The sequence below is a fragment of the Streptomyces sp. WMMB 714 genome (assembly GCF_900090125.1).
Lineage (GTDB): Bacteria > Actinomycetota > Actinomycetes > Streptomycetales > Streptomycetaceae > Streptomyces > Streptomyces daqingensis.
Window position 1 is genome coordinate 447,170 of record NZ_FMHJ01000003.1, and the last position, 23,001, is coordinate 470,170.

The window sequence follows — 23,001 nt, forward strand, 5'->3', positions numbered from 1 at the left end:
GGCGGTGCGGGCGTGCGAGTGGTCCGGGGTGTACGGGTGGTCCGGGGCGGTACGGGTGCCGTTCAGGCCGGCTGGCAGCGCGGGCACCAGAAGAGGTTGCGCGCCGCCAGACCGGCGGTGCGGACCTCCTCACCGCAGATGTGGCAGGGCCGTCCCGCCCGCCGGTACACGTAGACCTCGCCGCCGTGGTCGTCGACGCGCGGGGCGCGTCCCATGGCCTCGGGAGTGTGCTGGGGGCGCACGGTGTCGATGCGGTTGTTCCGCACTCCCTCGCGCATCAACTCGACGAGATCGGCCCACAGTCCGTCCCATTCGTCGCGGCTGAGGCCGCTGCCGGGGCGGTACGGGTCGATGCCCTGCCGGAAGAGCACCTCGGCGCGGTAGACGTTGCCGGCCCCCGCGACGACCTTCTGGTCCATCAGCAGGGCGGCGACGGTGTTCCGGCTGCGCGAGACGCGCGACCAGGCGGCACCGGGATCGGCGTCCTTCCGCAGGGGGTCCGGTCCCAGGCGGCCTTCGACGGCCTGCTTCTCGTCCTCGGTGATCAGTTCGCATCGTGCGGGGCCGCGCAGGTCGGCGTAGACCGCGCCCGTCACGGCGCTGCCCACAGGGCCCGCACCGTCTCGTCCCGAGGCACCGGCCGGGGCTTCTCCGGCGGAGTCGGACGGGACTTCCCCGGCGGCGAGCCGGAGCCGCACCTGCCCGACCGGAGCGGGCGGCGGGCCCGCGCCGAAGGTGAACTTGCCGTACAGGCCCAGGTGTACGTGCACCCAGCCCGCTCCCCCGAAGCCGAGGAAGAGGTGCTTGCCGTGCGCGTCGGTGTCCGTCAGGACCCTGCCGTCGACGAGTGCCGCGCCGCCGGCGAACTTGCCCTGCGGGCTGGCGGCCCGGACGGCCCGTCCGCCGAACCGCTCCAGCACGTCTTCGGCGAGCCGGTGGATCGTGTGCCCCTCGGGCATCCGCGTCAGGACTCCGGGTGGTGGGCCGGAACCGGAGGCAGCTCGCCCGTGGTCTCGTACGCGGAGAGCATGTCGATGCGGCGCTCGTGCCGCTCGTCCTGCGAGAAGGGCGTGTCGAGGAACTTCTGGACGAACGTCACCGCCTCGTCGGTCGTGTGCATCCGCGCGCCGATGCTCACGACGTTGGCGTTGTTGTGCTCGCGGGCCAGCGAGGCGGTCTCCTCGCTCCAGGCGAGCGCGCAGCGCACGCCGCTGACCTTGTTGGCGGCCATCTGCTCGCCGTTGCCGGAGCCGCCGACCACGATGCCCAGCGCTTCGCTCTCCTGGGCGGTGCGTTCGGCTGCGCGCAGGCAGAAGGGAGGGTAGTCGTCGGCGGCGTCGTAGATGTGGGGGCCGCAGTCGACGGGGTCGTGCCCGTTGGCCTTCAGCCACTCGACGAGGTGGTTCTTCAGTTCGTAGCCCGCATGATCGGAGCCGAGGTACACGCGCATGCGGCGAGTCTATGCGGCGCGTTTCCGGCACGGCGGACCGGGCGCGGCCCCGGCGCCCACGGGCGGCGGGGCCACGGTGCTCCGGCCGGAGGGTGTACGCAAGCCGCCGGTACGTCAGCCGCGCCGGCCGACCAGCTTCCACGCGCCCGGCAGCGCCCCCATGGCGAGGAGCGCCTTCAGCATGTCGCCCACGAGGAACGGCACGAGTCCCGCCGCGACGGCTTCGGACAGCGACATCCCTGTGGCCACGGCGAGGTAGGGCACGCCCACCGCGTAGGTCACCGCCATGCCGGCGGCCATCGTGCCGGCCGTCCGCAGCACGTCCCGGTCGCCGCCGCGCCGGGCCAGCGCGCCGACGACGGTCGCCGCGAGCAGCATCCCCAGCACGTAGCCGAAGGACGGCATCGCTGCCCCGGAGGAGGCCTCGGCGAACCAGGGCATGCCGGCGACGCCGGCGAGCGTGTAGAGCGCCATGGACAGGAAGCCCCGCCGTGCGCCCAGTCCGGCGCCGACGAGCAGGGCGGCGAAGGTCTGCCCGGTGACGGGGACGGGTGATCCCGGTACGGGGACGGCGAGTTGGGCGGCGATGCCCGTGAGGGCGGCGCCGCCGGCGACCAGGGCCGCGTCCCGGACGTACGCCCGGGCGCCGGAGGCCCCGGCCCGGGTGGAGGTGAGCACGTCGGCGAGCACGTGGCCGGGGCGCGGGTCGGCGGCGGGGGTGAGGGCACTCATCGGGCTGCTCCGGGTTTCTGAAGGTCTTGTCCGAGGTGCGCCGCACGGCTGGGCGTGCGGCGCGCACGGCCGGCGTGCACGAACTGTCCGACGCCGGCCGACAGACGTTCCTACCCCTGTGGAGGCGGGCCGCAAAACAGCGGCAGCCCGCCTGAGGGGCAACTCACATCCCGCGGTGATCACCGCGCGTGCACGTCCGGTCGGCGTTCCGGAAGCGCCCGGGGGCCGTTGAAGCGCGTCCGGAGCCCGCTGCCACACTGAGTTCGCGCTACAACGAACCATTGCAGTCTCTCCAAGAACGGCCTGTTCCATGACGCGTACCGAGCTGTCCGACGCGCCGCCCCCGAGCCCGGGGGGCTCCGGAGGAGACCGGGGGGAGCACGCGCTCTCCCACGGACTCAAGCAGCGGCACCTTTCCATGATCGCTCTGGGGGGTGTGATCGGCGCCGGCCTGTTCGTGGGGTCGGGTGCGGGGATCGCCGCCGCCGGCCCGTCCATCGTCCTCGCCTACGCGGCGTCCGGTCTGCTTGTCATGCTCGTGATGCGCATGCTCGGTGAGATGTCGGCGGCGAACCCGGCCTCCGGCTCCTTCTCGGTGCACGCGGAGCGCGCCCTCGGCCCCTGGGCGGGGTTCACGGCGGGGTGGATCTACTGGACGCTGCTGTGCGTCGCCATCGCGACGGAGGCGACCGCCGCGGCGGACATCATGGTCGGCTGGCTGCCCGGCAGCGAGCCGTGGATGTGGGTGGCGCTGTTCATGGCGCTCTTCTGCCTGTCCAACCTCGTCGCCGTACGGAACTTCGGTGAGACCGAGTTCTGGTTCGCCGCCCTGAAGGTGTTCGCGATCACGGCGTTCCTGCTGCTGGGCTTGTTCGCCGTCGTCGGCCTCGTCCCCGGCGTCGACGCTCCGGGCACGTCCAACCTCACCGGCTCCGGCGGCTTCCTGCCCGAGGGAGCCAACGGGCTGGTCATCGGGCTGCTCGCCTCCGTCTTCGCGTACGGCGGGCTGGAGACGGTGACGATCGCCGCCGCCGAGTCGGAGGACCCCGTGCGCGGCGTCGCCAAGGCGGTGCGTACCGCGATGTGGCGCATCGCGGTCTTCTACGTCGGCTCGATGCTGGTGATCGTGACGCTGATCCCGTGGGACGACAAGTCGGTCGTCTCCGGCCCGTACGCCGCCGTACTCGACCACCTGGGCATTCCCGCCGCCGCGCAGGTGATGAACACCGTCGTCCTCGTCGCGCTGCTGTCGGCCATGAACGCGAACATCTACGGCGCCTCCCGCATGGCCTTCTCCCTCATCGCCCGCGGTCAGGGGCCGCGCTTCCTGGGCAGGGTCAGCGCGAGCGGGGTGCCGCGCCCGGCGGTGATCGCGTCCTCCGTCTTCGGGTTCGTCGCCGTGCTGCTGAACTTCTGGTGGCCCCAGACGGTGTTCCAGTGGCTGCTGAACATGGTCGGCGCCGCGACCCTCGTGGTGTGGGGCTTCATCTCGGTCTCGCAGCTCGTCAGCAGGCGCCGGCTGGAGCGCGAGGCGCCGGAGAAGCTCGTCGTGCGGATGTGGGCCTTCCCCGTGCTGACCTGGGTGGCGATTCTCGGCATCCTCACGGTGCTGGGCCTGATGCTGCGCGAGGGCGACACCCGCACCCAGCTCGCCTTCACCGCCTGCCTGACGATGGTCCTGATCGTCATCGGCCTGTTCCGGCAGAAGTACCTGCCGCGCGAAGGCCGAGCCGCCGGTACCGACCGGGACGGCGGCTCGGTCCGCCGCGGCGACTGACCGGCGAACCCTCCGACGCGCGCTGAGCGGAGCGCCCCCGCATGCCGGGGGCGCTCCGCTTTCTCTCGTGCTGTTGCTGCTAGCGTCTTCTTGCAAGTAATGTGCAATAAGAAGCTGCAGAGGAGACGTCCGCCCATGGCCCTGTATTCGCTTCCAGAGCTCCCTTACGACTACGCCTCGCTGGAACCGGTCATCAGCGGAGAGATCATCGAGCTGCACCACGACAAGCACCACGCCGGATACGTGAAGGGCGCCAACGACACCCTGGAGCAGCTGGCCGAGGCGCGCGAGAAGGACCAGTGGGCGACGGTCAACGGCCTGGAGAAGAACCTCGCCTTCCACCTGTCCGGCCACATCCTGCACAGCATCTACTGGCAGAACATGACCGGCGACGGCGGCGGCGAACCGCTGGAGAAGGACGGGACGGGCGAGCTGGCGGACGCCATCGCCGAGTCCTTCGGCTCCTTCGCGAAGTTCAAGGCCCACCTGTCGAAGGCGGCGGCCACGACGCAGGGCTCGGGCTGGGGCGTGCTCGCCTACGAGCCGCTCACCGGGCGTCTCATCGTGGAGCAGGTCTACGACCACCAGGGCAACGTCGGACAGGGCAGCGTGCCGATCCTCGTCTTCGACGCCTGGGAGCACGCCTTCTACCTGCAGTACCGCAACCAGAAGGTCGACTTCGTCGAAGCCATGTGGCGCGTCGTGAACTGGCAGGACGTCAGCAGGCGCTACGCGGCGGCGAAGGCCCGCGAGAACGATCTGCTGCTGGCGCCCTAGCGGCGCCGGACAGGCCACCTGCCCCTCGTGATCGTCTTCTCACCTTTCACAGGGCAGGCGGGAAAAGAGGGAGGGCCCCGTACGGACGTGACGTACGGGGCCCTCCTGCTTGCGCCGCCGAGCCGCGTGCCGCGGCGGCGACCCCGGATCGTACGGGACCCGGGTGCGGCTCAGTCGTCGAAGACCGGGTCCTTGTCGCGGGTGCGCTTGATCTCGAAGAAGCCGGGCGTGGAGGCCACCATCAGCGTGCCGTCCCACAGCCGGGCCGCGGCCTCCCCCTTGGGCGCCGGTGTGACGACCGGACCGAAGAAGGCGATCCGCTCCCCGTCCGAGCCGGGAACGGCGATGACCGGGGTGCCCACGTCCTGCCCGACCAGGTCGATGCCCTCCTTGTGCGAGGCGCGCAGGGCCTCGTCGTACTCCGCGGAGTCCGCGGCGTCGACGAGGGACGCCGGCAGGCCCGCCTCCTCGACGGACTCGGCGAGCAGCTCGCGCGACAGCTCGCGGCCGCGGTTGTGCAGGCGGGTGCCCATGGCCGTGTAGAGCGCGGCGAGGACCTCCGGGCCGTGCTGCTGCTCGGCGGCGATGCACACGCGCACCGGGCCCCAGGCGGCGGCCAGCATCTCCCGGTACCCCTCGGGCAGTTCGTCCAGCTTGTTCTCGTTGAGGACGGCCAGGCTCATCACGTGCCAGCGCACCTCCACCGGCCGCACCTTCTCCACCTCCAGCATCCAGCGGGAGGTCAGCCAGGCCCACGGGCACCTGGGGTCGAACCAGAAGTCGGCAACGGTCTTCTCGGGCATGGCCACGTCTCCTCGGGAACGGTGAAAGCTCTGCGCTGGAGCAACGCGGGCCCCGGCGCCGCAATTCCCGCGGCGGACGGCCCCGTGAAATGCTGAGCCGCGCCGTCCCGGATCCGGGGAGCCGGCCGAGAACCGCGATGAACAGGAGCGATGCCCGTGTCCGGAGAGAACCTGACCCGTGACGAAGCTCGGCGACGGGCCCGGCTGCTGTCCGTGGACGGATACGAGGTGGCGCTCGACCTGCGCTCGGCGGTGGCTCCCCCGCCCGCGGACGGAGCACGCACATTCCGGTCGACGACGACGATCCGCTTCGCCTGCTCCGAACCGGGCGCCTCCAGCTTCGCCGACCTCATCGCGCCCAAGGTGCACTCGGTGACCCTCAACGGCCGCTCGCTGCCCGTCGACACGGTGTACGACGGCTCGCGCATCATCCTCGACGGGCTCGCGGCGGAGAACGAACTCGTCGTCGACGCCGCCTGCGCGTACAGCCGGACGGGCGAAGGGCTCCACCACTTCCTGGACCCCGAGGACGGCGAGGTCTACCTCTACACCCAGTACGAACCGGCCGACGCCCGCCGGGTGTTCGCGAACTTCGAACAGCCCGACCTCAAGGCGCCCTTCGGCTTCACCGTCACCGCGCCCGCGGAATGGACCGTACTGAGCAACGGCGTCCAGGAGGGCGAGCCGCAGATCCTCGACGAGGGCGCGGCGTCCACACGGCGCTTCGCACGCACCCAGCCGATCTCGACGTACATCACCGCCGTCGTCGCCGGTCCCTACCACTACGTCACCGACACCTACCGGCGCACTCTGGGATCGGGCGCGGAGCGCACGGAACTCGAGATCCCGCTCGGGGCGCTGTGCCGCAAGGGGCTGGCCAGGCACTTCGACCCGGAGGACGTCTTCACCGTCACGAAGCAGGGCCTGGACTTCTTCCACGACCACTTCGCCTTCCCCTACCCCTTCGGGAAGTACGACCAGGCGTTCGTGCCGGAGTACAACCTCGGCGCGATGGAGAACCCCGGAATGGTCACGTTCCGCGAGGAGTTCGTCTTCCGCGGCAAGGTCACCGAGGCCTCCTACGAGGGCAGGGCGAACGTGATCCTGCACGAGATGGCGCACATGTGGTTCGGCGACCTCGTCACCATGGAGTGGTGGGACGACCTGTGGCTGAAGGAGTCATTCGCCGACTTCATGGGGGCGCTCGCTCTCGTGGAGGCCACCCGCTTCGAGGACGGCTGGATCACCTTCGCCAACCGCCGCAAGTCCTGGGCGTACCGCGCGGACCAGCTCCCCTCGACGCACCCCGTCACGGCCGACATCCGCGACCTGGAGGACGCCAAGCTCAACTTCGACGGGATCACCTACGCCAAGGGCGCCTCCGTGCTCAAGCAGCTGGTCGCGTACGTGGGCCGGGACACCTTCCTCGAGGGCGCCCGGCGGTACTTCCAGCGGCACGCCTGGGGGAACACCACGCTGGGAGACCTGCTGTCGGTGCTGAGCGAGACCTCGGGCCGGGACATGGAGGCGTGGTCGCGCGACTGGCTCCAGACCCAGGGCGTCAACTCCCTGACTCCGCAGGTCACTTGCGGGTCCGACGGACGCGTCACCGAGCTCGCCGTCCTGCAGGAGGCGCAGGGGGACGAACCCGTGCTGCGCCCGCACCGCGTCGCCGTCGGGCTCTACCGCCACGACGTCGCCCAGAGCCGCCTGGTCCGCTACGCGCGGGCGGAGACGGACGTCACCGGCGCCCGTACGGTCGTGGCCGGCCTCGCGGGCCAGGAGCGGCCCGACCTCGTGCTCGTCAACGACGACGACCTGACGTACTGCAAGACGCGGCTCGACGAGGTCTCGCTGGCCACGCTCCGCGCGCACCTCGGCGACCTCACCCCTCCGCGCGCCGGCGGGCGCCCGGCCGCCGCCGAGGAGGGCCACAACGCGGCGCTGTCCAGGGCTCTGTGCTGGTCGGCCATGTGGAACCTCACGCGGGACGGGCTGATGCCCGCCCGGGACTTCATCGGTCTCGTGGCCGACTTCGCCGGGGACGAGTCCGAGATCGGCGTGCTGCAGATGCTGCATGTGTGGAGCCGCACCGCCGTCACCCACTACGCGGCTCCGGAGTGGCGCGAGCAGGGGCGGCGGGCGCTGGCCGAACGCGCCCTGAGCCGTCTGCGGCTGGCGGAGCCCGGCAGCGGGCACCAGCTGGCGTGGGCGCGGCACTTCGCCGCGCTGGCGACGGACGAGAAGGACCTGCGGCTGCTGCAGGGGCTGCTGGCGGGCACGGCCCGCATCGACGGGCTGGACGTCGACCAGGAGCTGCGCTGGACGTTCCTGGAGACGCTGGCCGCGCGGGGCGAGGCCGACGCCGCCGCGGTGGACGCCGAACTCGGGCGGGACGACACCGCCTCCGGCAAGCGGCACCACGTGCGGTGCCTGGCCGCCCGTCCCTCCGCGGAGGTGAAGGCGGAGGCGTGGAAGGCCGTCATCGAGTCGGACAGGCTCTCCAACGCCCTCGTCGACGCGACCATCGCGGGGTTCGCGCAGCCCGGCCAGGAAGAGCTGACCGCCCCGTACGCCGGGCCGTACTTCGAGGCGCTGGAGGAGATCTGGCGCACCCGCTCCATCGAGATCGCCATGGCCGTCGTACGCGGCCTCTACCCCGATCTCCAGACCGACCAGGCCACGCTGGACGCGACCGACGCCTGGCTGACCGCCCACGAGGACGCGGCGCCGGCCCTGCGCCGCCTCGTCCTGGAGGCCCGTGACGACCTGGGACGGGCGCTGCGGGCCCAGCGCTGCGACGCGGCTTCGGCGGGCGGGCCCACGGGCTGAGCCGCGCGGACGGACGTCCGCGGGAGGTCGGGCGCGGGAGGGCGGGCGCGGGGCGGAGGCAGCGGCTTCGCGTGCTCTTGCCCGCGCTCGGCCGGCTACGCCACCACCGAGAACGGCAGCGAGGCGGCGTCGTCGTGGCGCAGGAGCCAGTGCCTGTAGGGCTCGCTCGCCCACGCCACCTCGCGGTACGCCGACTCCAGATCGCCGAGCAGCGTCTCGGGCTCGATCACCGGCTTGTTTCCGGGCCTCGGCTCGGGGGTGGCCAGCAGCAGCCGCACGGCGAGCGGGTCGCCCAGCAGCGGCCGCACGACCCAGCCGGGGCGGGCCGGCGACGTGGGCTGGCAGGGGGCGACGACCTCGCCCGCGGCGACCAGGTCGGCGGCGGCCATGTTGTCGCCGTGGACCACGCGGGGGCTGATGCCCGCGTCGGCGAAGACCCGCCGCAGGCCCGTCCATTCGCCGTCGGCCGTGGGGTCGACCATCCAGCGTTCGTGGGCCAGCTCCTGGAGGCTCAGCACGGGACGCTCGGCGGCCGGGTGCGTCGCGGAGATGGCCACGAACTGCGGTTCACGCTCGACGAGTACGTGCAGGTCCACGCCGTCCGGCACGTGCAGCGGGGTGCCTTCGACCTCGTGCACGAAGACGGCGTCGAGCTGATGGGAGGCGACCATCCGCAGCAGCTCGTGCGCCCGTACGTCCATGTGGAACGTCGTGTCGGCCTCCGGCAGCCGGCTGCGCAGCCGGCGGAGCCAGCCGGGGACGGCCGGGCTGCCGGTGCTGCCGATGCGCAGGGACTCGCCCCCGGAGCGGCCGGCGGCGGCCCGCGTCTCGCTGACCAGGGCGCTCATCTCGGCGACGAGGGGGCGGGCCCGGCAGAGGAGGAACCGGCCGAGCGGCGTGGGTCTGCTGCCGGTACGCTCCCGCGTGAAGAGCTGTCCTCCGACGGCCTGCTCGATGCGGCGGAGCTGCGTGGTCAAGGAGGGCTGGGTCATGCCGAGTTGACGGGCGGCCTTGTGCACGCTGCCCGTGTCGGCGATGGCGCACAGCGCACGAAGATGCCTCACTTCGAGCTCCACACCCGGAGCATATCCATGCGTGCGCATGACACACCAGATGCCGAGGTGCCCGCTGAAGCCTCCGTATATCGGGTGATGCCTCGAAGCTATCGCCACCTGCCATCATCCCCTGGGCGCGAGACTCCAACAGACTCTGCGTCGGCAGGAGTTCTTTCCGGCAGTGCGGCCGCACCCCACCTTGAAGCGGCCGGCACTACGGACCAGGAGGAGACCCCCCATGAAGCGACGCACCACGGCACTCTCCGCGACACTCGGCCTCGGTCTGGCCCTGGGTCTGGGTGCGATGCCAGCCTCGGCAGCGACGCCGGACGACGGCGCCGCCAAGAGCAGCGTCACCAGGACCGGCTTCGTCGGTGAGTCCAACAAGGCGAACGAGGCGTTCTTCAACGCCGTCGTCAAGGACGCGCTGAAGAAGCAGGCCGCGAAGCCCGGCATCCAGGCCGTCACCGTCAACTACGACGCCAGCGGCGCCCCCACGTTCGCCAGCGAGATCGCGCAGTCCACGGCGACCTGGAACGCGGCCGTCTCCAACGTGCAGCTGGCCGAGGGAGGCAGCGCCAGCTTCGACTACCGCGAAGGCGACGACCCGCGTGGTTCGTACGCTTCGACGGACGGTCACGGCAACGGCTACATCTTCCTCGACTACGCCCAGAACCAGGAGTACGACAGCAACCGCGTCGTCGCTCACGAGACCGGTCACGTCCTCGGTCTGCCGGACCACTACGAGGGTCCGTGCAGCGAGCTCATGTCCGGTGGCGGCCCCGGCCCCTCCTGCACCAACGCCAAGCCGGACGCCAACGAGGCCGCCCAGGTCCAGTCCCTGTGGGCCAACGGTGTGGCGAACGCCGCATTCGACCAGGCTGCCTTCGCCAAGTAACGCCGCAAGGCTGCGAGTTGCAGAACCCGCACAGCCGGCAAGACCAGCACAGCCAGCACCACGCCTGAAGCACCAAACGCACCACGCCTGAGGTGGAACCCGCATTCCCCCCACACGGAGGCCCCCGGTATCACCGGGGGCCTTCGAGGTGTCGGAGGGGGTTCCGGGCGGGCTCCGGAGGGCGGGCCGAAGACCACGCGAGCGGGGGCGCCGCAGTCCGACGCGGCGCCCCCGCTCGTCCACGGCCGACCGACAGGCCGGCCCTCGCGGTCAGCTCCCGGCGCCCGCCTCCGCGTCGGCGCGCTGCGCACGCAGCGCGCGCTCCACGCCCGCGCGCGACTCGGTGACCAGCCTGCGCAGGGCCGCGCCCGGCTGCGCCCGCTCCAGCCAGGCGTCCGTGGCGTCGAGGGTCTGCTGCGAGACCTGCAGCGTCGGATAGAGACCGACCGCGATCTGCTGGGCCATCTCGTGGCTGCGCGTCTCCCAGATGTCCTTGACGGCCTCGAAGTACCGCTCGCTGTACGGGGCGAGCAGTTCCCGCTGGTCGGTCTGGAGGAAGCCGCCGATGACGGCCTCCTGCACCGCGTTGGGCAGGCCCGTCTCCGCGTCCCCCGCCCCGCTGCCGACCACCGAGGCCCAGGCCTCGGCCTTGGCCTCCTCGGTCGGGCGCGCGGCCCGCGCCATCGCGGCGTGCCGCTCGCCCGCCGAGGTCGCGTCACGCTCCAGTTCGGCGGCGATCTCCTTCTCCCCCGCACGCCCGGTCGCGGCCAGCCGTTGCAGCAGCGCCCATCGCAGCTCCGTGTCGACGCTCAGCCCTTCGACGGTCTCCGTACCGTCCAGCAGGCCCGCCAGAAGGTTCAGCTGCGTCTCGGTACGTGCCGTGGAGGCGAACGCGCGCGCCCAGGCGAGCTGGTGGTCGCTGCCCGGGGCCGCCGCGCGGAGCTGCTCCAGCGTCGCGTCGGACCAGCGGGTGAGACCCGTCTCGCGCCACTCCGGATCGGCGTACAGGTCGAGGGCGAGCTTGACCTGCCGCTGCAGCGACTGCACGACGCCGATGTCCGACTCCTTGGTGATTCCGGAGAGGACGAGGCCGAGGTAGTCGCGTGCGGCCAGTTCGCCGTCGCGCGTCATGTCCCAGGCCGAGGCCCAGCACAGGGCGCGCGGCAGGGACTCGGTGAAGTCGCCGAGGTGCCGGGTGACGGCCGCCAGGGACTCGGCGTCGAGCCTCACCTTGGCGTAGGACAGGTCGTCGTCGTTGAGCAGGACGACGGCGGGACGGGGACGGCCGGCAAGCTCGGGAACCTCCGTCAGGTCGCCGTCCACGTCCAGCTCGACGCGGTCGGTGCGGACGAGCTTGCCGTCCCGCAGTTCGTACAGGCCGACGGCGATGCGGTGCGGCCGCAGCGTCGGCTCGCCCGTGGCGCCCGCCGGGAGCGCCGGTGCCTCCTGGCGGACGGCGAAGGACGTGATGTTGCCGTCGGCGTCCACGGCCAGTTCGGGACGGAGGATGTTGATGCCCGCCGTCTCCAGCCACGCCTTCGACCAGGCGGCCAGGTCCCGTCCGGAGGTCTCCTCCAGGGCGGTGAGCAGGTCGCTGAGGCGGGTGTTGCCCCACTCGTGCCGCTTGAAGTACGTCTGCACGCCGCGGAAGAACTCGTCCATGCCGACGTAGGCGACGAGCTGCTTCAGTACGGACGCGCCCTTGGCGTAGGTGATGCCGTCGAAGTTGACGAGGACGTCGTCCAGGTCCCGGATCTCCGCCATGATCGGGTGCGTGGACGGCAGTTGGTCCTGCCGGTACGCCCAGGTCTTCATCTGGTTGGCGAAGCTGGTCCAGGCGTGCGGCCAGCGCGAACCGGGGGCGTGGGCCTGGCACGCGATGGAGGTGTACGTGGCGAACGACTCGTTCAGCCACAGGTCGTTCCACCACTCCATGGTGACGAGGTCGCCGAACCACATGTGCGCGAGCTCGTGCAGCACCGTCTCGGCACGCGTCTCGTAGGCGGCGTCGGTGACCTTGGAGCGGAAGACGTACTGGTCGCGGATGGTGACGGCGCCCGCGTTCTCCATCGCGCCCGCGTTGAACTCCGGGACGAACAGCTGGTCGTACTTGGCGAACGGGTAGGGGTAGTCGAACTTCTCCTGGAACCAGTCGAACCCCTGCCGGGTCACCTCGAACAGCGCCTCGGCGTCGAGGTGTTCGGCCAGCGAAGGACGGCAGTAGATGCCCAGTGGCACCGTGCGCCCGCCGCCCTCCCATGTGCTGTGCACCGAGTGGTACGGGCCCACGATGAGCGCCGTGATGTACGAGGAGATGCGCGGGGTCGCCTCGAACCGCCAGGTGTCGCCGTCGGGTTCGGGCGTGGGCGAGTTGGAGATCACCGTCCAGCCCTCGGGGGCCCTCACGGTGAACTGGAACGTGGCCTTGAGGTCCGGCTGTTCGAAGCTGGCGAAGACGCGGCGCGCGTCCGGCACCTCGAACTGCGTGTAGAGGTACGCCTGCTGGTCGACGGGGTCGACGAAGCGGTGCAGCCCCTCGCCCGTGTTGGTGTAGGCGCAGTCGGCGACGACCAGCAGCTCGTTCCGGCCCTCGGCCAGGCCGGGCAGGGCGATGCGTGAGTCCGCGAAGACCTCGTCCGGGTCCAGCGGCACGCCGTTCAGGGTGATCTCGTGCACTGCCGGGGCGACCAGGTCGATGAAGCCGGCCCCCGCCTCCGCGGCATCGAAGCGAACGAGCGTACGGGAGCTGTACGTACCCCCTTCCTGCGCTCCCCTGAGATCCAGCTCGATCTCGTAGGAGTCCACGGTGAGCAGTCGTGCTCGCTCGCGAGCCTCCCCGCGTGTCAGATTCGTGCCAGGCACCTGGTGCTCTCCCCTGCTCTAGCGGTCTCACGATGTCGTCGTTCGGCCATCCTTCCACGCGTGCGGTACGAGCGGGCGCGCCCAGTCCGCTCGGCATGATCCGGCCACGGTCCGCCCGTGGAGCAGAAGGCCGGCGGAACGGAGCAAGGAGCTGCTGCCGACTCGTGAACGAGCGTCGCCCGGACGCCCGTTGCCCGCCCGTCCCCCGGCCTTCACGGCCCCGGCGGCCGCCCGTCGCTTCCCCTCACGCGTCCCCTCGCGAGGCGCCCGGGCTGCTCCACTCCACCCGGCTCAGCGCGTCCACGCACGCCCGTACGGCGGGACTCGCTGTCTGCCGGGGGAGACAGCGGGCCCCGCCGTCACGGGCCGCCGGAAGCGGCGGGGGCCTGCGCCCGGCGAGGCCCGGCGCCCGCCACGCCGCGAGCACCTCCCGCCGCATGCGGGGGCGCACGGGCACGAAGCGCACGCCTGGCGGTGCGGGGCTCTGCCCCATCTCGGGGAACAGCGCGACCGCCAGGTTCCGCGCCACGAGGGCGAGTTGCGTCGCGAACTCGGTGACCGTGTAGCGGATCTCGGGTTCGCGGCCCACCGCCCTGAGAGCCTGCACCAGAGCCTCGTACGGTTCCGTCCCGGCAGGGCACGTCGCCCACACCTGCCCGTCCAGGTCGCCGAGGTCCACGCACTCCCGGTCCGCCAGCGGGTGCCCCTCCCCGAGCGCCAGATGTACGTCCTCGACGGCGAGCGTCCGCGTCGCCAGCCCCGCGGGCAGCGCCAGCGGCCGGTTCGCCCAGCTCTCCACCAGGAGGAGGTCGAGGTCGCCGCGGGCCAGCAGCGGCACCATCCCGACCGCCTCCCCGTCCACCAGCGTGGGCACCAGCCGGGGGTGGGCGCGGGTCAGCTCGGCGAGGACGTCCGGGAGCAGGGCGCGCAGCGAACTGCCGACGCCGCCGAGCCGGAGAGGTCCGATGATGTCCGCGCTCAGGTCGGCCAGGTCGGACTCGGCCGCCGCCGCCTCGGCGACGACCCGTGCCGCGTACCCGGCGAGCGTCCGGCCCGCATGCGTGAGCCGCACGGTGCGGCCGTGCGGCTCCAGCAGCCGGTGGCCCGACTCGCGCTCCAGCTTCGCCAGTTGCTGGGAGACGCCGGAGGGCGTGACGTGCAGCGCCGCCGCGGCCCCGGCGACGGAGCCGTGTACGGCGACGGCGTGCAGGACACGTAGCCGCTCCAGGTTCAGCACGGTCGGGACGCTACACCAGGGCAGCGTGGACCGTGAAGCGGAGCTACCGGGTACAGGGGAGGAATGCTCGCTGTTGCTTCAGCGTCCGGCAAGGCAGAGTGATGCGCATGGGGATCAGGACGACGAGCGGCGGAGAACCGCCCGCGCCCCGGCCGCAGGGGCCCGGGGCCGGCAACGGCGAACACACACACGGCGGTGAGCCGGAGCGGTCGCAAGGACCGGAGCAGGCCGGCCGGGACGGCCGTGCGCGTGCACGGTACGGGAGGCCGGGCCCGGCGTCGATGATCGTCATGGGCTCGGCGTGCACGTCGTCCTCGGGCATGTTCATCAAGCTGTCCGCCGTGAACGCGGGCACCGCCGCGTTCCTCCGGTGCGCGCTCGCGATGGCCGTCCTGGCGCCCCTGGCGTTCGCCGAGTGCCGGCGCCTGGGACCGCGCCCGTGGCGCCTGCTCCGGCTCGACCTGGCCGCGGGCGCCCTGCTCGGCGTCGACTACGTGTGCTGGGTGCACAGCATCCACGACCTCGGCGCCTCCATCGCGACCGTGCTGCTCAACGTGCAGCTGGTGGTCTTCCCCCTGCTGGCGAGGGTGCTGACCGGCATACGCCTGGAGCGCCGGTTCTGGCTCACCGCGCCCGTCATGCTGGCCGGGGTGGCGCTCGCGGGCGGCGCCCTCGGCAGGCCCGAGCCCGGCAGCGACCCGCTCTCCGGCGTCCTGTTCGGCTCGGCGGCGGGCGTCGCCTTCGCCGGCTACCTCTTCCTCATCCGGCTCGGCGGGGACGGCGGCCGCACCGCCGGCCGCGCGAGCCGGGAACCGCACACCGTCACGCCCGTGGCCGCAGCGACGCTGTCGGCAGCCGCCTCCTCCGGTCTGCTGGGCGCGGCGTGGACGGGCGTCGACATCGACCCCGGCTGGCCGGCGTGGGGCTGGCTGATCCCCATGGCGCTGCTCGGCCAGGTCCTCGCATGGCTGCTGATCAATCCGGCGCTGCCGCGCCTGGCGCCCGCGCGGGGTGCCGCGCTGCTGCTTCTGCAGCCGGTACTCGCCGTCGCCTTCGGGGTGTGCTTCCTGGCGGAACGCCCCACCCCCACCCAGTACGCGGGGTGCGCCCTCGTCGTCTTCGCGGTGTGGCGCTCGAATCGCACCGGTCATTAGAGTCGGCGCATGTCCGTCCGCTCCACCGTCGTCGCCGTGGTGGTCGGGGCTGTGACGGCCTTCGCCGTCAGCTCCTCGGCGGCAGCCGACCAGGGGCACAGCGCGACGCAGCAGGCGATGGATGAGCAGGTCGCGAAGGGGGCCGCCCCGGGCGTGCTCGCGCAGGCGGAGGACGGCGGCGGCGTGTGGAACGGCGCCTCCGGGACTGCCGAACGCACCACGTTGCGCCCGCCGTTGGCCGGGGACAGGTTCCGCATCGGCAGTCTGACCAAGCCCTTCGTGGCGGCCGTGGTGCTCCAGCTCGCGGCGGAGGGGAAGATCGGCCTGGACGACCCCGTCGAACGCTGGCTGCCCGGCACGCTGGAGGGCCACGGGCACGACGGCCGCCGCGTCACCGTCCGTCAACTGCTGGGCCACACCAGCGGGGTGTACGACTTCACCGCCGATCCCGCCGTGCGGCGCGACTACTTCGGCCCCGGCTTCCTGCGCAGCCGCTACGAAACCCGCGAGCCGGCCACTCAGGTGCGGACGGCCGTGCGGCACGCCCCGTCCTTCGCTCCCGGGGCGGGCTGGGAGTACTCGAACACCAACTACGTCCTCGCCGGAATGGTCGTCGAGAGGGTCACCGGCCGCTCCTACGCGGAGGAGGTCGAGCGCAGGATCACGCGTCCTCTCGGGCTGGACGACACGTCGCTGCCGGGCGTCTCCCCGCGCATCGCGGGCCCGCACGGACGCTCCTACTCCACGCTCTCCCGCTCCGGCCCGCACGCACCCGTCTACGACGTCACCGGGCTCGATCCGTCCCTCGCCGGCGCCGCCGGAGAGATGATCTCCTCGACGGACGACCTGATCCGCTTCATGCGCGCGCTGCTGGGCGGGGACGTACTGCCGCCGCGCCAGCTGCGGGAGATGAAGTCCACGGTGCCGACCGGGGACGGCAGTCGCTACGGACTCGGCCTGACCGTGCGGCGGCTGTCCTGCGGCACGGAGGTATGGGGCCACGAAGGGACGATCCAGGGTTCGCGTTCGACTGCCGTGACCACCGCGGACGGTGCGCACAGCGCGGCGTTCAACATCAACGGCGACTGGTCGGACGGCACGGACGACCTGCTCGAAGCGGAATACTGCGACTGACCGCTTCGCGCGGGAAGCCGGCTGCGCGCCTTCTCAACGGGGCAGCACCGTCACGTACTCGGCCGGTTCGCGTTCGACCGCGGTCATCAGCGCCGTACGCACGATCGCCGCCTGCTGCTCCAGCGAGACCCGGAGCTTCGCCGGGGTGACGTGCACGACCGTGATGCCGAGCCCCTCCAGCGCCTCGCGCTTGCGGGCGTACTCGCACCACCTGGCGTCCTCCCCCTGTCGCGGCACGCGGGTGTCCAGCTCCACTGCGACGGCCTGTTCGGGCCAGTAGGCGTCGACGCCGCCGAGGTGCGTCCCGCCGGGAAGACGCAGGTCGACGTTCCAGCACGGTTCGGGGAGCCGGTGCCGGAAGACCATGTCGTACAGCAGCCCCTCGGCGAGTGCGCGGCCCTCCGCAAGCAGGGTGTCGACGGCGTCGACCACGTGCGGCCGCCCGAGCAGCCTGGCCTGCGTCAGTTCGCGCACGACCGCGGTCGCCTCGCAGTGGCCTCCGCGTACCGCTTCGACGAGCAGCCGCCGCACGACACCCGCGTCGGTCATCTGCGCGACGGCGTCGGCGAGGGCTCGCGTCGCCGGCGCCACGGGCAGGCCGGTGACCTCGACGGGTTCGGGCAACTGCTGTGCGCGCACGACGTGTACGCACCCGGTGGAGCGCAGGCGTCTGCCGCGTGGGACGAGTACGTCGATGCGGTCCAGCGCCCGGAGTGACGGAGCGCCGGTGAAGCCGTGCAGCGTCAGAGCGGCGAGTCCTGTGATCATCGCCTCCTCTGCCGGCGCGGCGGGAGCACAGTGGCCGGTGGCGGGGACGGGCACGACGACGGCCGGACCGGTGGCGGCGGATGCCCCCGAGCGGACAGCGGAGAGGGGCGACGGTGACGGCGACGGTACGTGCTGGGCGGGGACCCGCGGGGAGTCCGCTCCCGCGTACAGCAGCACCGCGTGCAGGCGTTCGTCGCTGGTGGGCGGGCCGGCGTGGAGCAGGCAGACGCCGGGGAGCAGCAGTTGCCAGGGGCCGCCGGGGCGGCAGCGCTCGCTGACGGCGGCGGCGGAGACACCGTGTTCGCGCAGTTCGCGAAGGCTCATCACCCGCCGCTGCGGGGCTTCGCTGAGGTGGCTGAGAGGACGAGGGGAGAGAGGGGTGTTGTGCGTCATGCCGCTGCGATTCCCCTCCCGGCACCGCCATCCAACCTCTGTTACGAGGCCGTCGACAAAGCCGGACAACTCTGCCCTAAAGCATGCATGTTCGAGAGTCGAGCAGGATGACCGGCCTGGCGCCGGACCGTACAGGAAGCGTCAACTTCCGCCGGGAAAAGACAAATCCCGCGCCCACGCGCCGCCACACAGGTGGAGGCACGGACGCAGGGATGCGGGACGGCGGCGGATACGGAGAGGCCGCGGAGCGGTCCCGTCACGCTCCGCGGGCGCCGCCTCAGCTGTGCTTCTTGCTTCCCCGGGAGCCGACCATCACCAGTCCCGCGATCAGCAGGTAGAGGACGACGGGGGCGGCGACGAACAGTCCGAGGGTCTCCACGACGCTCAGTCCGGGCCCCGGCTGTTCGCCGTCGTCAAGGCCGCCCGCCGCGAAGGCGGGGGACGACAGCAGCAGCATCAGCGTCGCACCGGCGGCGACTGTGCCGGCGCGCAGTGTGTTCTTCTTGACCTCGCTCACCCCGTCAACATAGCCGACGGCCCACAGCACCGTTCCTCCGGGTCCGCCGGGGCACGGCGCTGCCGGCGCGGCGAGGGGCCTCGGGGTCAGATGTCGGAGTTGTCCGTGCCGAATCCGGTGCCGGTGGGCTCGCTCGTCAGCGGCAGTTCGGCGAGGGGCGGTTCACTGGTGAGGGGGGCGACGTCCGCCAGGGGCGGTTCGGAGGTGAGCGGCGCCTCGAAGCAGCCGCATGAGCACGAGCCGTCCAGTCCGGAATCGGGGTCGGACACTCCGGACAGGTCTACCGGCTCGTGCCCCTGTTTGGAGAGCGCCTGCTGCTTCGAAAGCACCTGTTTCGTGAGCACCTGTTTCGGCAGCGGGGTCAGTACGGCGAGAAGTTCAGCGGACGCGGCCACGGCGGGCCTCCGTTCGTTGACGTCGGATGGTCAGAAATTGGCCCTACCCAGTCGAGCCGTGCGCAGACGTCTCGGGGGCCGGAACGTGGCGGAGGTCACTCTCCAGCGACAGGCGATTTGCCCGTGCGGACCGCCACTGGAAGAAGGGAAGCCTGGTCATCGGCGGTTACGGCACAAAATTTTACAGGTCCCCCGCTGACGTTCACCACTCGACGGCTTGCGAAGTGGGCCTTGTCTCGTTCCACCGCAAGGGCGCGATCACGCCAGCTCACTGTGCGTGCGGGGCTTGTGACCGGTGCCACGTCACGGAGCAACTGAACGGTCACTGTGCGCGCGTCCAGCGATGCACCGGACGAACGTCCAGCGATGCACCGGATGAAGGGGCGAAACAACTGCACTCCCGCGCCGCACCCGCTCTCCGTACGACTGCGGGCCGTGCAGCGGACGACTCCCGTACGGCTGCGGGGGAACCGGCCGGACAGTGGAACGCGTCCAGCGGGGGTGTGGCACCAACAAGGCGCGACACGGCCTCACTTCGGGCACTTCGCGTTGACACGCCGAGCGCGTCGGTGATGGGCTCTCCTTCCGAAGTGTGCCCCGCGGACCGCTTGTTCAGCTCCGGTGAGCGATGTGACGGCGACGGGCCGGACGGGCGGCAGCAGCGCGGCGGGCTCTCGGATGCGGCGGACGGACGTACGGACCTGAGGCGCGCGGCTGCGAACGGCGGCGTCGGGGGAGGAAGCGGTGGGCGCAGCGGCGCACGGAGACAGAGCACGGCGGCGCATGGGCGCGACAGCGCTCACCGCGGCAGTCGTGGGCGGACTTCTCGGCCTGCCCTCGGCGCAGGCCGCCCCGCCGCCCGGCGCTGACGGAGCCCCTTCACAGAGCGCCGGCGACACAGAGGAAGCGCAGGGCGGCGCACCGTCCGTGTGGCCGCGTCCGCAATCGCTGAAAAAGCAGGGTTCGTTCGTGCCGGTCGGGCGCGACGTGACGATCGTCTCGGACGACGAGACCGACGACGCGGCTCTCGACGTCCTGCGCAGCGTTCTCCAGGAGGCGGGCGCACGGACGGTCAACGAGGTACGTCCGGGTCAGCCGCTGCCCGAACGCGGACTGGTCGTGCGTGCGGACGGCGCGTCGGCCGCTGCCGCGCTGCGCGAGATGAAGGCGCCGCCGCGGGGCGACCTGCCGCGCGGCGGGTACCGGCTCTCCGTCGGGAGGGCAGGCGACCGGGACACGGTGGCGCTCGAGGGAGCAGACGGCGCCGGCCTCTTCCACGCTGTGCAGACGCTGCGGCAGTTGACGGTCCGCGGCGAGCGCGAAGACCGGGACGGAGCGCCCGACCGGAAGGGGTCCGGGGAGGGAACCCTCGGGTTCGCGGGCGTGACCGTGCGGGACTGGCCGGCAGCCGCCGTCCGTGGCGTGACCGAGGGCTTCTACGGCAAGTCGTGGTCTCATCAGGAGCGCCTGGGGCAGCTGGACTTCCTCGGCCGCACCAAGCAGAACCGCTACCTCTACGCCTCGACCGAGGACCCGTACCGCCAGGCCGCGCACTGGCGCGACCCCTACCCGGCGGCGCAGCGCGAGGACTTCCGCGAGCTCGCCGAGCGCGCCCAGCGCAACCACGTGACGCTGGGCTGGGCGGTCTCGCCGGGGCAGGGACTGTGCTTCTCCTCGGACGAGGACCGCAGGAAGCTGCTGCGGAAGCTGGACTCGATGCGGGCGCTGGGTTTCGGGGCGTTCCAGCTGAGCTTCGAGGACGTGAGCTACAGCGAGTGGCACTGCGACGAAGACGCCCGCAAATACGGCTCGGGCCCGGAGGCGGCGGCCAGGGCGCAGGCCGAACTGGCCAACGAGGTCGCCCGCCACCTCGCCGACCGGCACCCCGGCCTCGCCCCGCTGTCCGTCATGCCGACGGAGTTCTACCAGGACGGTGACACGGCGTACCGCACGGCGCTGTCCCGGAAGCTCTCCCCCGGCGTCGAGGTGGCGTGGACGGGTGTCGGCGTGGTGCCCCGCACGATCACCGGCCGCGAACTGACCACGGCGCGCTCCGCGTTCGGCCACCATCCGCTCGTCACCATGGACAACTACCCCGTCAACGACTACGCGAAGGACCGCCTCTTCCTCGGCCCCTACCGCGGCAGGGAGCCCGCGGTGGCCTCCGGTTCGGCGGCGCTTCTGACGACGGCGATGAAGCAGCCGACCGCTTCCCGCATCCCGCTGTTCACCGCGGCGGACTACGCGTGGAACGCGAAGGGCTACGAGGCGCAGGAGTCCTGGCGGGCGGCCGTGGACGACGTGGCCGGCGGCGGGTCCACTCCGGACGGCCGCGACGAGGCGGCCCGCGAAGCCGTGCACGCCCTCGCCGGCAACGACGCGTCGTCGGTGCTCGGAGGCGAGGAGTCGGCGTACCTGCGGCCGCTGCTGGCGGAGTTCTGGGACGCCTACGCATCGGACACCCGCAAGAGCAAGAAGGACGACGAGCGGCTGCAGCGCGCGGCGGACAAACTGCGCGGCCACTTCCGCACGATGCGCACCGCCCGCGAGCGGGTCCCCGGTGCGCTGGCGCGTGAGGTGCCGGCCTGGCTGGAGGAGCTGGCCCGGCACGGGGAGGCGGGCGAGCAGGCCGTCGCGATGCTGACGGCGCTGGCGCGTGGCGACGGCGGGGCCGCCTGGGACGCGCGGCTGGCCCTGAAGAAGCTCGTGGCCGAGGGCGGGAAGGCCTCGGCCGTCGTCGGCAAGGGTGTGCTGGAGGAGTTCGAGAAGCGGGCCCTGAAGACCTCGGACAGCTGGGCGGGCGTACGGCGGAAGGCCTTCGGCGACCACACGGCGCTGGGCGGCCCCAAGGCCCGCCCCGGCTCCCCGGCGGACGCCGCCGTCGACGGCGACCCGGACACCGCGTACCGCGCCGAAGCGGCCCCCGCCACGGGGTACTTCGCTCCGGGCTCGGCGGCCCCGGGAGCGTCGCTGCCGGGCGGCCTCCGTCAGCACCCTCCCGCCGGCACGCCCGGCGGCTCCGGCGCGGGCGACGGAACGGGCAGCGGCGGCGCCGGCCGGCAGGGCACTCCGGCTCTGACCGTGCAACTGCCCGAGAGCCGCCCGCTGGAGGCCGTCACCGTGCAGACGGGCCCGGGCTCCGGCACCCGTGCCCGCGTGGAGGTCCACGTGCCGGGCAAGGGCTGGCACCGGCTCGGGACGCTCTCCGGCAGCGGCTGGACGCAGCAGGACGCGGGCGGGCTGCGGGCGGACGCGCTGCGGCTGGCCTGGTCCGAGGGCTCCGACGAGCCCGTCGTGCACGAGATCACCCCCTGGTACGCCGACAGTCCGGACGCGTCGCTCTCGCTGTCCAAGGACGAGATCTACGCGCCGATCGGCGGCGGCAAGGGCGAGGCCACGGTCGAACTGCGCGCGCAGAGTCCGTCCGACGTGCGCGGCCGCGTCACCGCCAAGGCCCCGGAGGGTTTCACCGTCCGCGCCCCGGACCGCACAGTCGTACCGCGCGGCGGCACTGTCGAGGTTCCCCTGGAGATCGAGGCCGACGACTCGGTGAAGTCCGGCACCTACGAGATCCCGGTCGCCTTCGGGGACGAGCGGCGCACCCTCACGGTGCGGGCCTTCCCGAGGACGGGAGGCCCTGACCTGGCGCGCGGCGCCGAGGCCGAGTCGTCCGGGGACGAGACGTCCGACTTCCCGGCCTCCGCCGCCAACGACGGGCGGAAGGACACCCGTTGGTCCTCGCGGGCAGAGGACGGCGAGTGGCTGCAGCTGAAGCTGCGGGAGCCCACCCGGATCGGCGAGGTGGTGCTGCACTGGCAGGACGCCCACGCGGAGCGCTACCGCGTGCAGGTCTCCCCGGACGGCAAGCGGTGGCGTACCGCGGCGACCGTCCGGGACGGGAGAGGGGGCCGCGAGACGGTCCGCATGGACGCTCCCGGCGACACCCGGTACGTGCGCGTGCAGGGAGACAAGCGGGCGACCCGCTTCGGGTACTCGCTGTGGAGCATCGAGGCGTACGCGGTGCGGGACGAGGACCGGCGCGGCGAGTGAGACGGCTGGCCGGCCGCGAGCGGGGCGGAACGGCGACGCCGGGCCGCCGCGCGGCAGCACGGCGGGACCCCGTCCCGGACGAGCGGTGCGGGATCCCGTCCCGGACGAGCGGTGCGGGATCCCGTCCCGGACGAGCGGTGCGGGATCCCGCCGGAGCGGCCGGATCG

At 72.3% G+C, this 23,001-nt stretch carries 17 protein-coding genes; 7 read left to right on the forward strand and 10 right to left on the reverse strand.

Features of this window, described 5'->3' with window-relative positions; translation table 11 throughout:
* Nucleotides 1-62: 62 nt before the first annotated feature.
* The 3 genes from H181DRAFT_RS07325 to H181DRAFT_RS07335 form a co-directional block, all read right to left on the reverse strand.
* Complete coding sequence (locus H181DRAFT_RS07325) at nt 63-959, reverse strand: Fpg/Nei family DNA glycosylase (protein ID WP_045863379.1); 897 nt, start codon at nt 957-959, stop codon at nt 63-65.
* Nucleotides 960-964: 5 nt separating this feature from the next.
* Nucleotides 965-1,450, reverse strand: coding sequence for a ribose-5-phosphate isomerase (locus H181DRAFT_RS07330; RefSeq protein ID WP_045863380.1), 486 nt, complete (start codon nt 1,448-1,450; stop codon nt 965-967).
* A 114-nt stretch (nt 1,451-1,564) separates the two neighbouring features.
* Complete coding sequence (locus tag H181DRAFT_RS07335) at nt 1,565-2,182, reverse strand: biotin transporter BioY (protein WP_045863381.1); 618 nt, start codon at nt 2,180-2,182, stop codon at nt 1,565-1,567.
* A gap of 310 nt (nt 2,183-2,492) precedes the next feature.
* On the opposite strand from H181DRAFT_RS07335, the gene H181DRAFT_RS07340 reads away from it, so the two are divergent.
* On the forward strand, nt 2,493-3,959 hold the full coding sequence (locus tag H181DRAFT_RS07340; protein ID WP_045863382.1) for an amino acid permease: 1,467 nt from the start codon (nt 2,493-2,495) through the stop codon (nt 3,957-3,959).
* Between the two features lie 135 nt (nt 3,960-4,094).
* The gene (locus H181DRAFT_RS07345; protein WP_045863383.1) at nt 4,095-4,736 is read left to right on the forward strand and encodes a superoxide dismutase; all 642 of its coding nucleotides are present in this window, start codon (nt 4,095-4,097) and stop codon (nt 4,734-4,736) included.
* 170 nt (nt 4,737-4,906) lie between these two features.
* On the opposite strand, the gene H181DRAFT_RS07350 is transcribed toward H181DRAFT_RS07345, so the two are convergent.
* Nucleotides 4,907-5,539: a mycothiol-dependent nitroreductase Rv2466c family protein gene (locus tag H181DRAFT_RS07350; protein WP_045863384.1), complete on the reverse strand. Its 633-nt coding sequence runs from the start codon at nt 5,537-5,539 to the stop codon at nt 4,907-4,909.
* Between the two features lie 156 nt (nt 5,540-5,695).
* On the opposite strand from H181DRAFT_RS07350, the gene pepN (H181DRAFT_RS07355) reads away from it, so the two are divergent.
* The gene (gene pepN, locus H181DRAFT_RS07355; protein WP_045863556.1) at nt 5,696-8,371 is read left to right on the forward strand and encodes an aminopeptidase N; all 2,676 of its coding nucleotides are present in this window, start codon (nt 5,696-5,698) and stop codon (nt 8,369-8,371) included.
* A gap of 95 nt (nt 8,372-8,466) precedes the next feature.
* Here the strand turns inward: pepN (H181DRAFT_RS07355) and H181DRAFT_RS07360 are convergent, their stop codons facing one another.
* Nucleotides 8,467-9,474 carry a LysR family transcriptional regulator gene (locus tag H181DRAFT_RS07360; protein ID WP_045863385.1) on the reverse strand — a complete coding sequence of 336 codons (1,008 nt, stop codon included), beginning with the start codon at nt 9,472-9,474 and terminating at the stop codon, nt 8,467-8,469.
* A 190-nt stretch (nt 9,475-9,664) separates the two neighbouring features.
* Here H181DRAFT_RS07360 and snpA point away from each other — a divergent pair, with 190 nt between their 5' ends.
* Nucleotides 9,665-10,324 (forward strand): snapalysin, encoded by a 660-nt coding sequence (snpA, locus tag H181DRAFT_RS07365; RefSeq protein WP_045863386.1) that lies wholly within the window; start codon nt 9,665-9,667, stop codon nt 10,322-10,324.
* 270 nt (nt 10,325-10,594) lie between these two features.
* Here the strand turns inward: snpA and pepN (H181DRAFT_RS07370) are convergent, their stop codons facing one another.
* Together pepN (H181DRAFT_RS07370) and H181DRAFT_RS07375 are read right to left on the reverse strand one after the other, a co-directional pair.
* Nucleotides 10,595-13,186 (reverse strand): aminopeptidase N, encoded by a 2,592-nt coding sequence (pepN, locus tag H181DRAFT_RS07370; protein WP_045863387.1) that lies wholly within the window; start codon nt 13,184-13,186, stop codon nt 10,595-10,597.
* A 244-nt stretch (nt 13,187-13,430) separates the two neighbouring features.
* Entirely contained in the window at nt 13,431-14,423 is a 993-nt protein-coding gene (locus H181DRAFT_RS07375; RefSeq protein WP_045863388.1) for a LysR family transcriptional regulator, read from the reverse strand.
* 107 nt (nt 14,424-14,530) lie between these two features.
* Here H181DRAFT_RS07375 and H181DRAFT_RS07380 point away from each other — a divergent pair, with 107 nt between their 5' ends.
* Complete coding sequence (locus H181DRAFT_RS07380) at nt 14,531-15,577, forward strand: DMT family transporter (protein WP_368073257.1); 1,047 nt, start codon at nt 14,531-14,533, stop codon at nt 15,575-15,577.
* Nucleotides 15,578-15,586: 9 nt separating this feature from the next.
* The gene (locus H181DRAFT_RS07385) at nt 15,587-16,711 is read left to right on the forward strand and encodes a serine hydrolase domain-containing protein (protein ID WP_052708487.1); all 1,125 of its coding nucleotides are present in this window, start codon (nt 15,587-15,589) and stop codon (nt 16,709-16,711) included.
* A 33-nt stretch (nt 16,712-16,744) separates the two neighbouring features.
* Here the strand turns inward: H181DRAFT_RS07385 and H181DRAFT_RS07390 are convergent, their stop codons facing one another.
* The 3 genes from H181DRAFT_RS07390 to H181DRAFT_RS07400 form a co-directional block, all read right to left on the reverse strand.
* A complete protein-coding gene (locus tag H181DRAFT_RS07390) occupies nt 16,745-17,872 on the reverse strand; it encodes a hypothetical protein (RefSeq protein WP_045863389.1) in 1,128 nt (375 codons plus the stop codon).
* Nucleotides 17,873-18,149: 277 nt separating this feature from the next.
* Nucleotides 18,150-18,329, reverse strand: a complete 180-nt coding sequence (locus H181DRAFT_RS07395; protein ID WP_045863559.1) for a hypothetical protein — start codon at nt 18,327-18,329, stop codon at nt 18,150-18,152.
* Between the two features lie 146 nt (nt 18,330-18,475).
* Nucleotides 18,476-18,784, reverse strand: a complete 309-nt coding sequence (locus tag H181DRAFT_RS07400) for a hypothetical protein (protein WP_045863390.1) — start codon at nt 18,782-18,784, stop codon at nt 18,476-18,478.
* A 783-nt stretch (nt 18,785-19,567) separates the two neighbouring features.
* Here H181DRAFT_RS07400 and H181DRAFT_RS07405 point away from each other — a divergent pair.
* Complete coding sequence (locus tag H181DRAFT_RS07405; RefSeq protein ID WP_045863391.1) at nt 19,568-22,834, forward strand: glycoside hydrolase family 84 protein; 3,267 nt, start codon at nt 19,568-19,570, stop codon at nt 22,832-22,834.
* Nucleotides 22,835-23,001 lie beyond the last annotated feature (167 nt).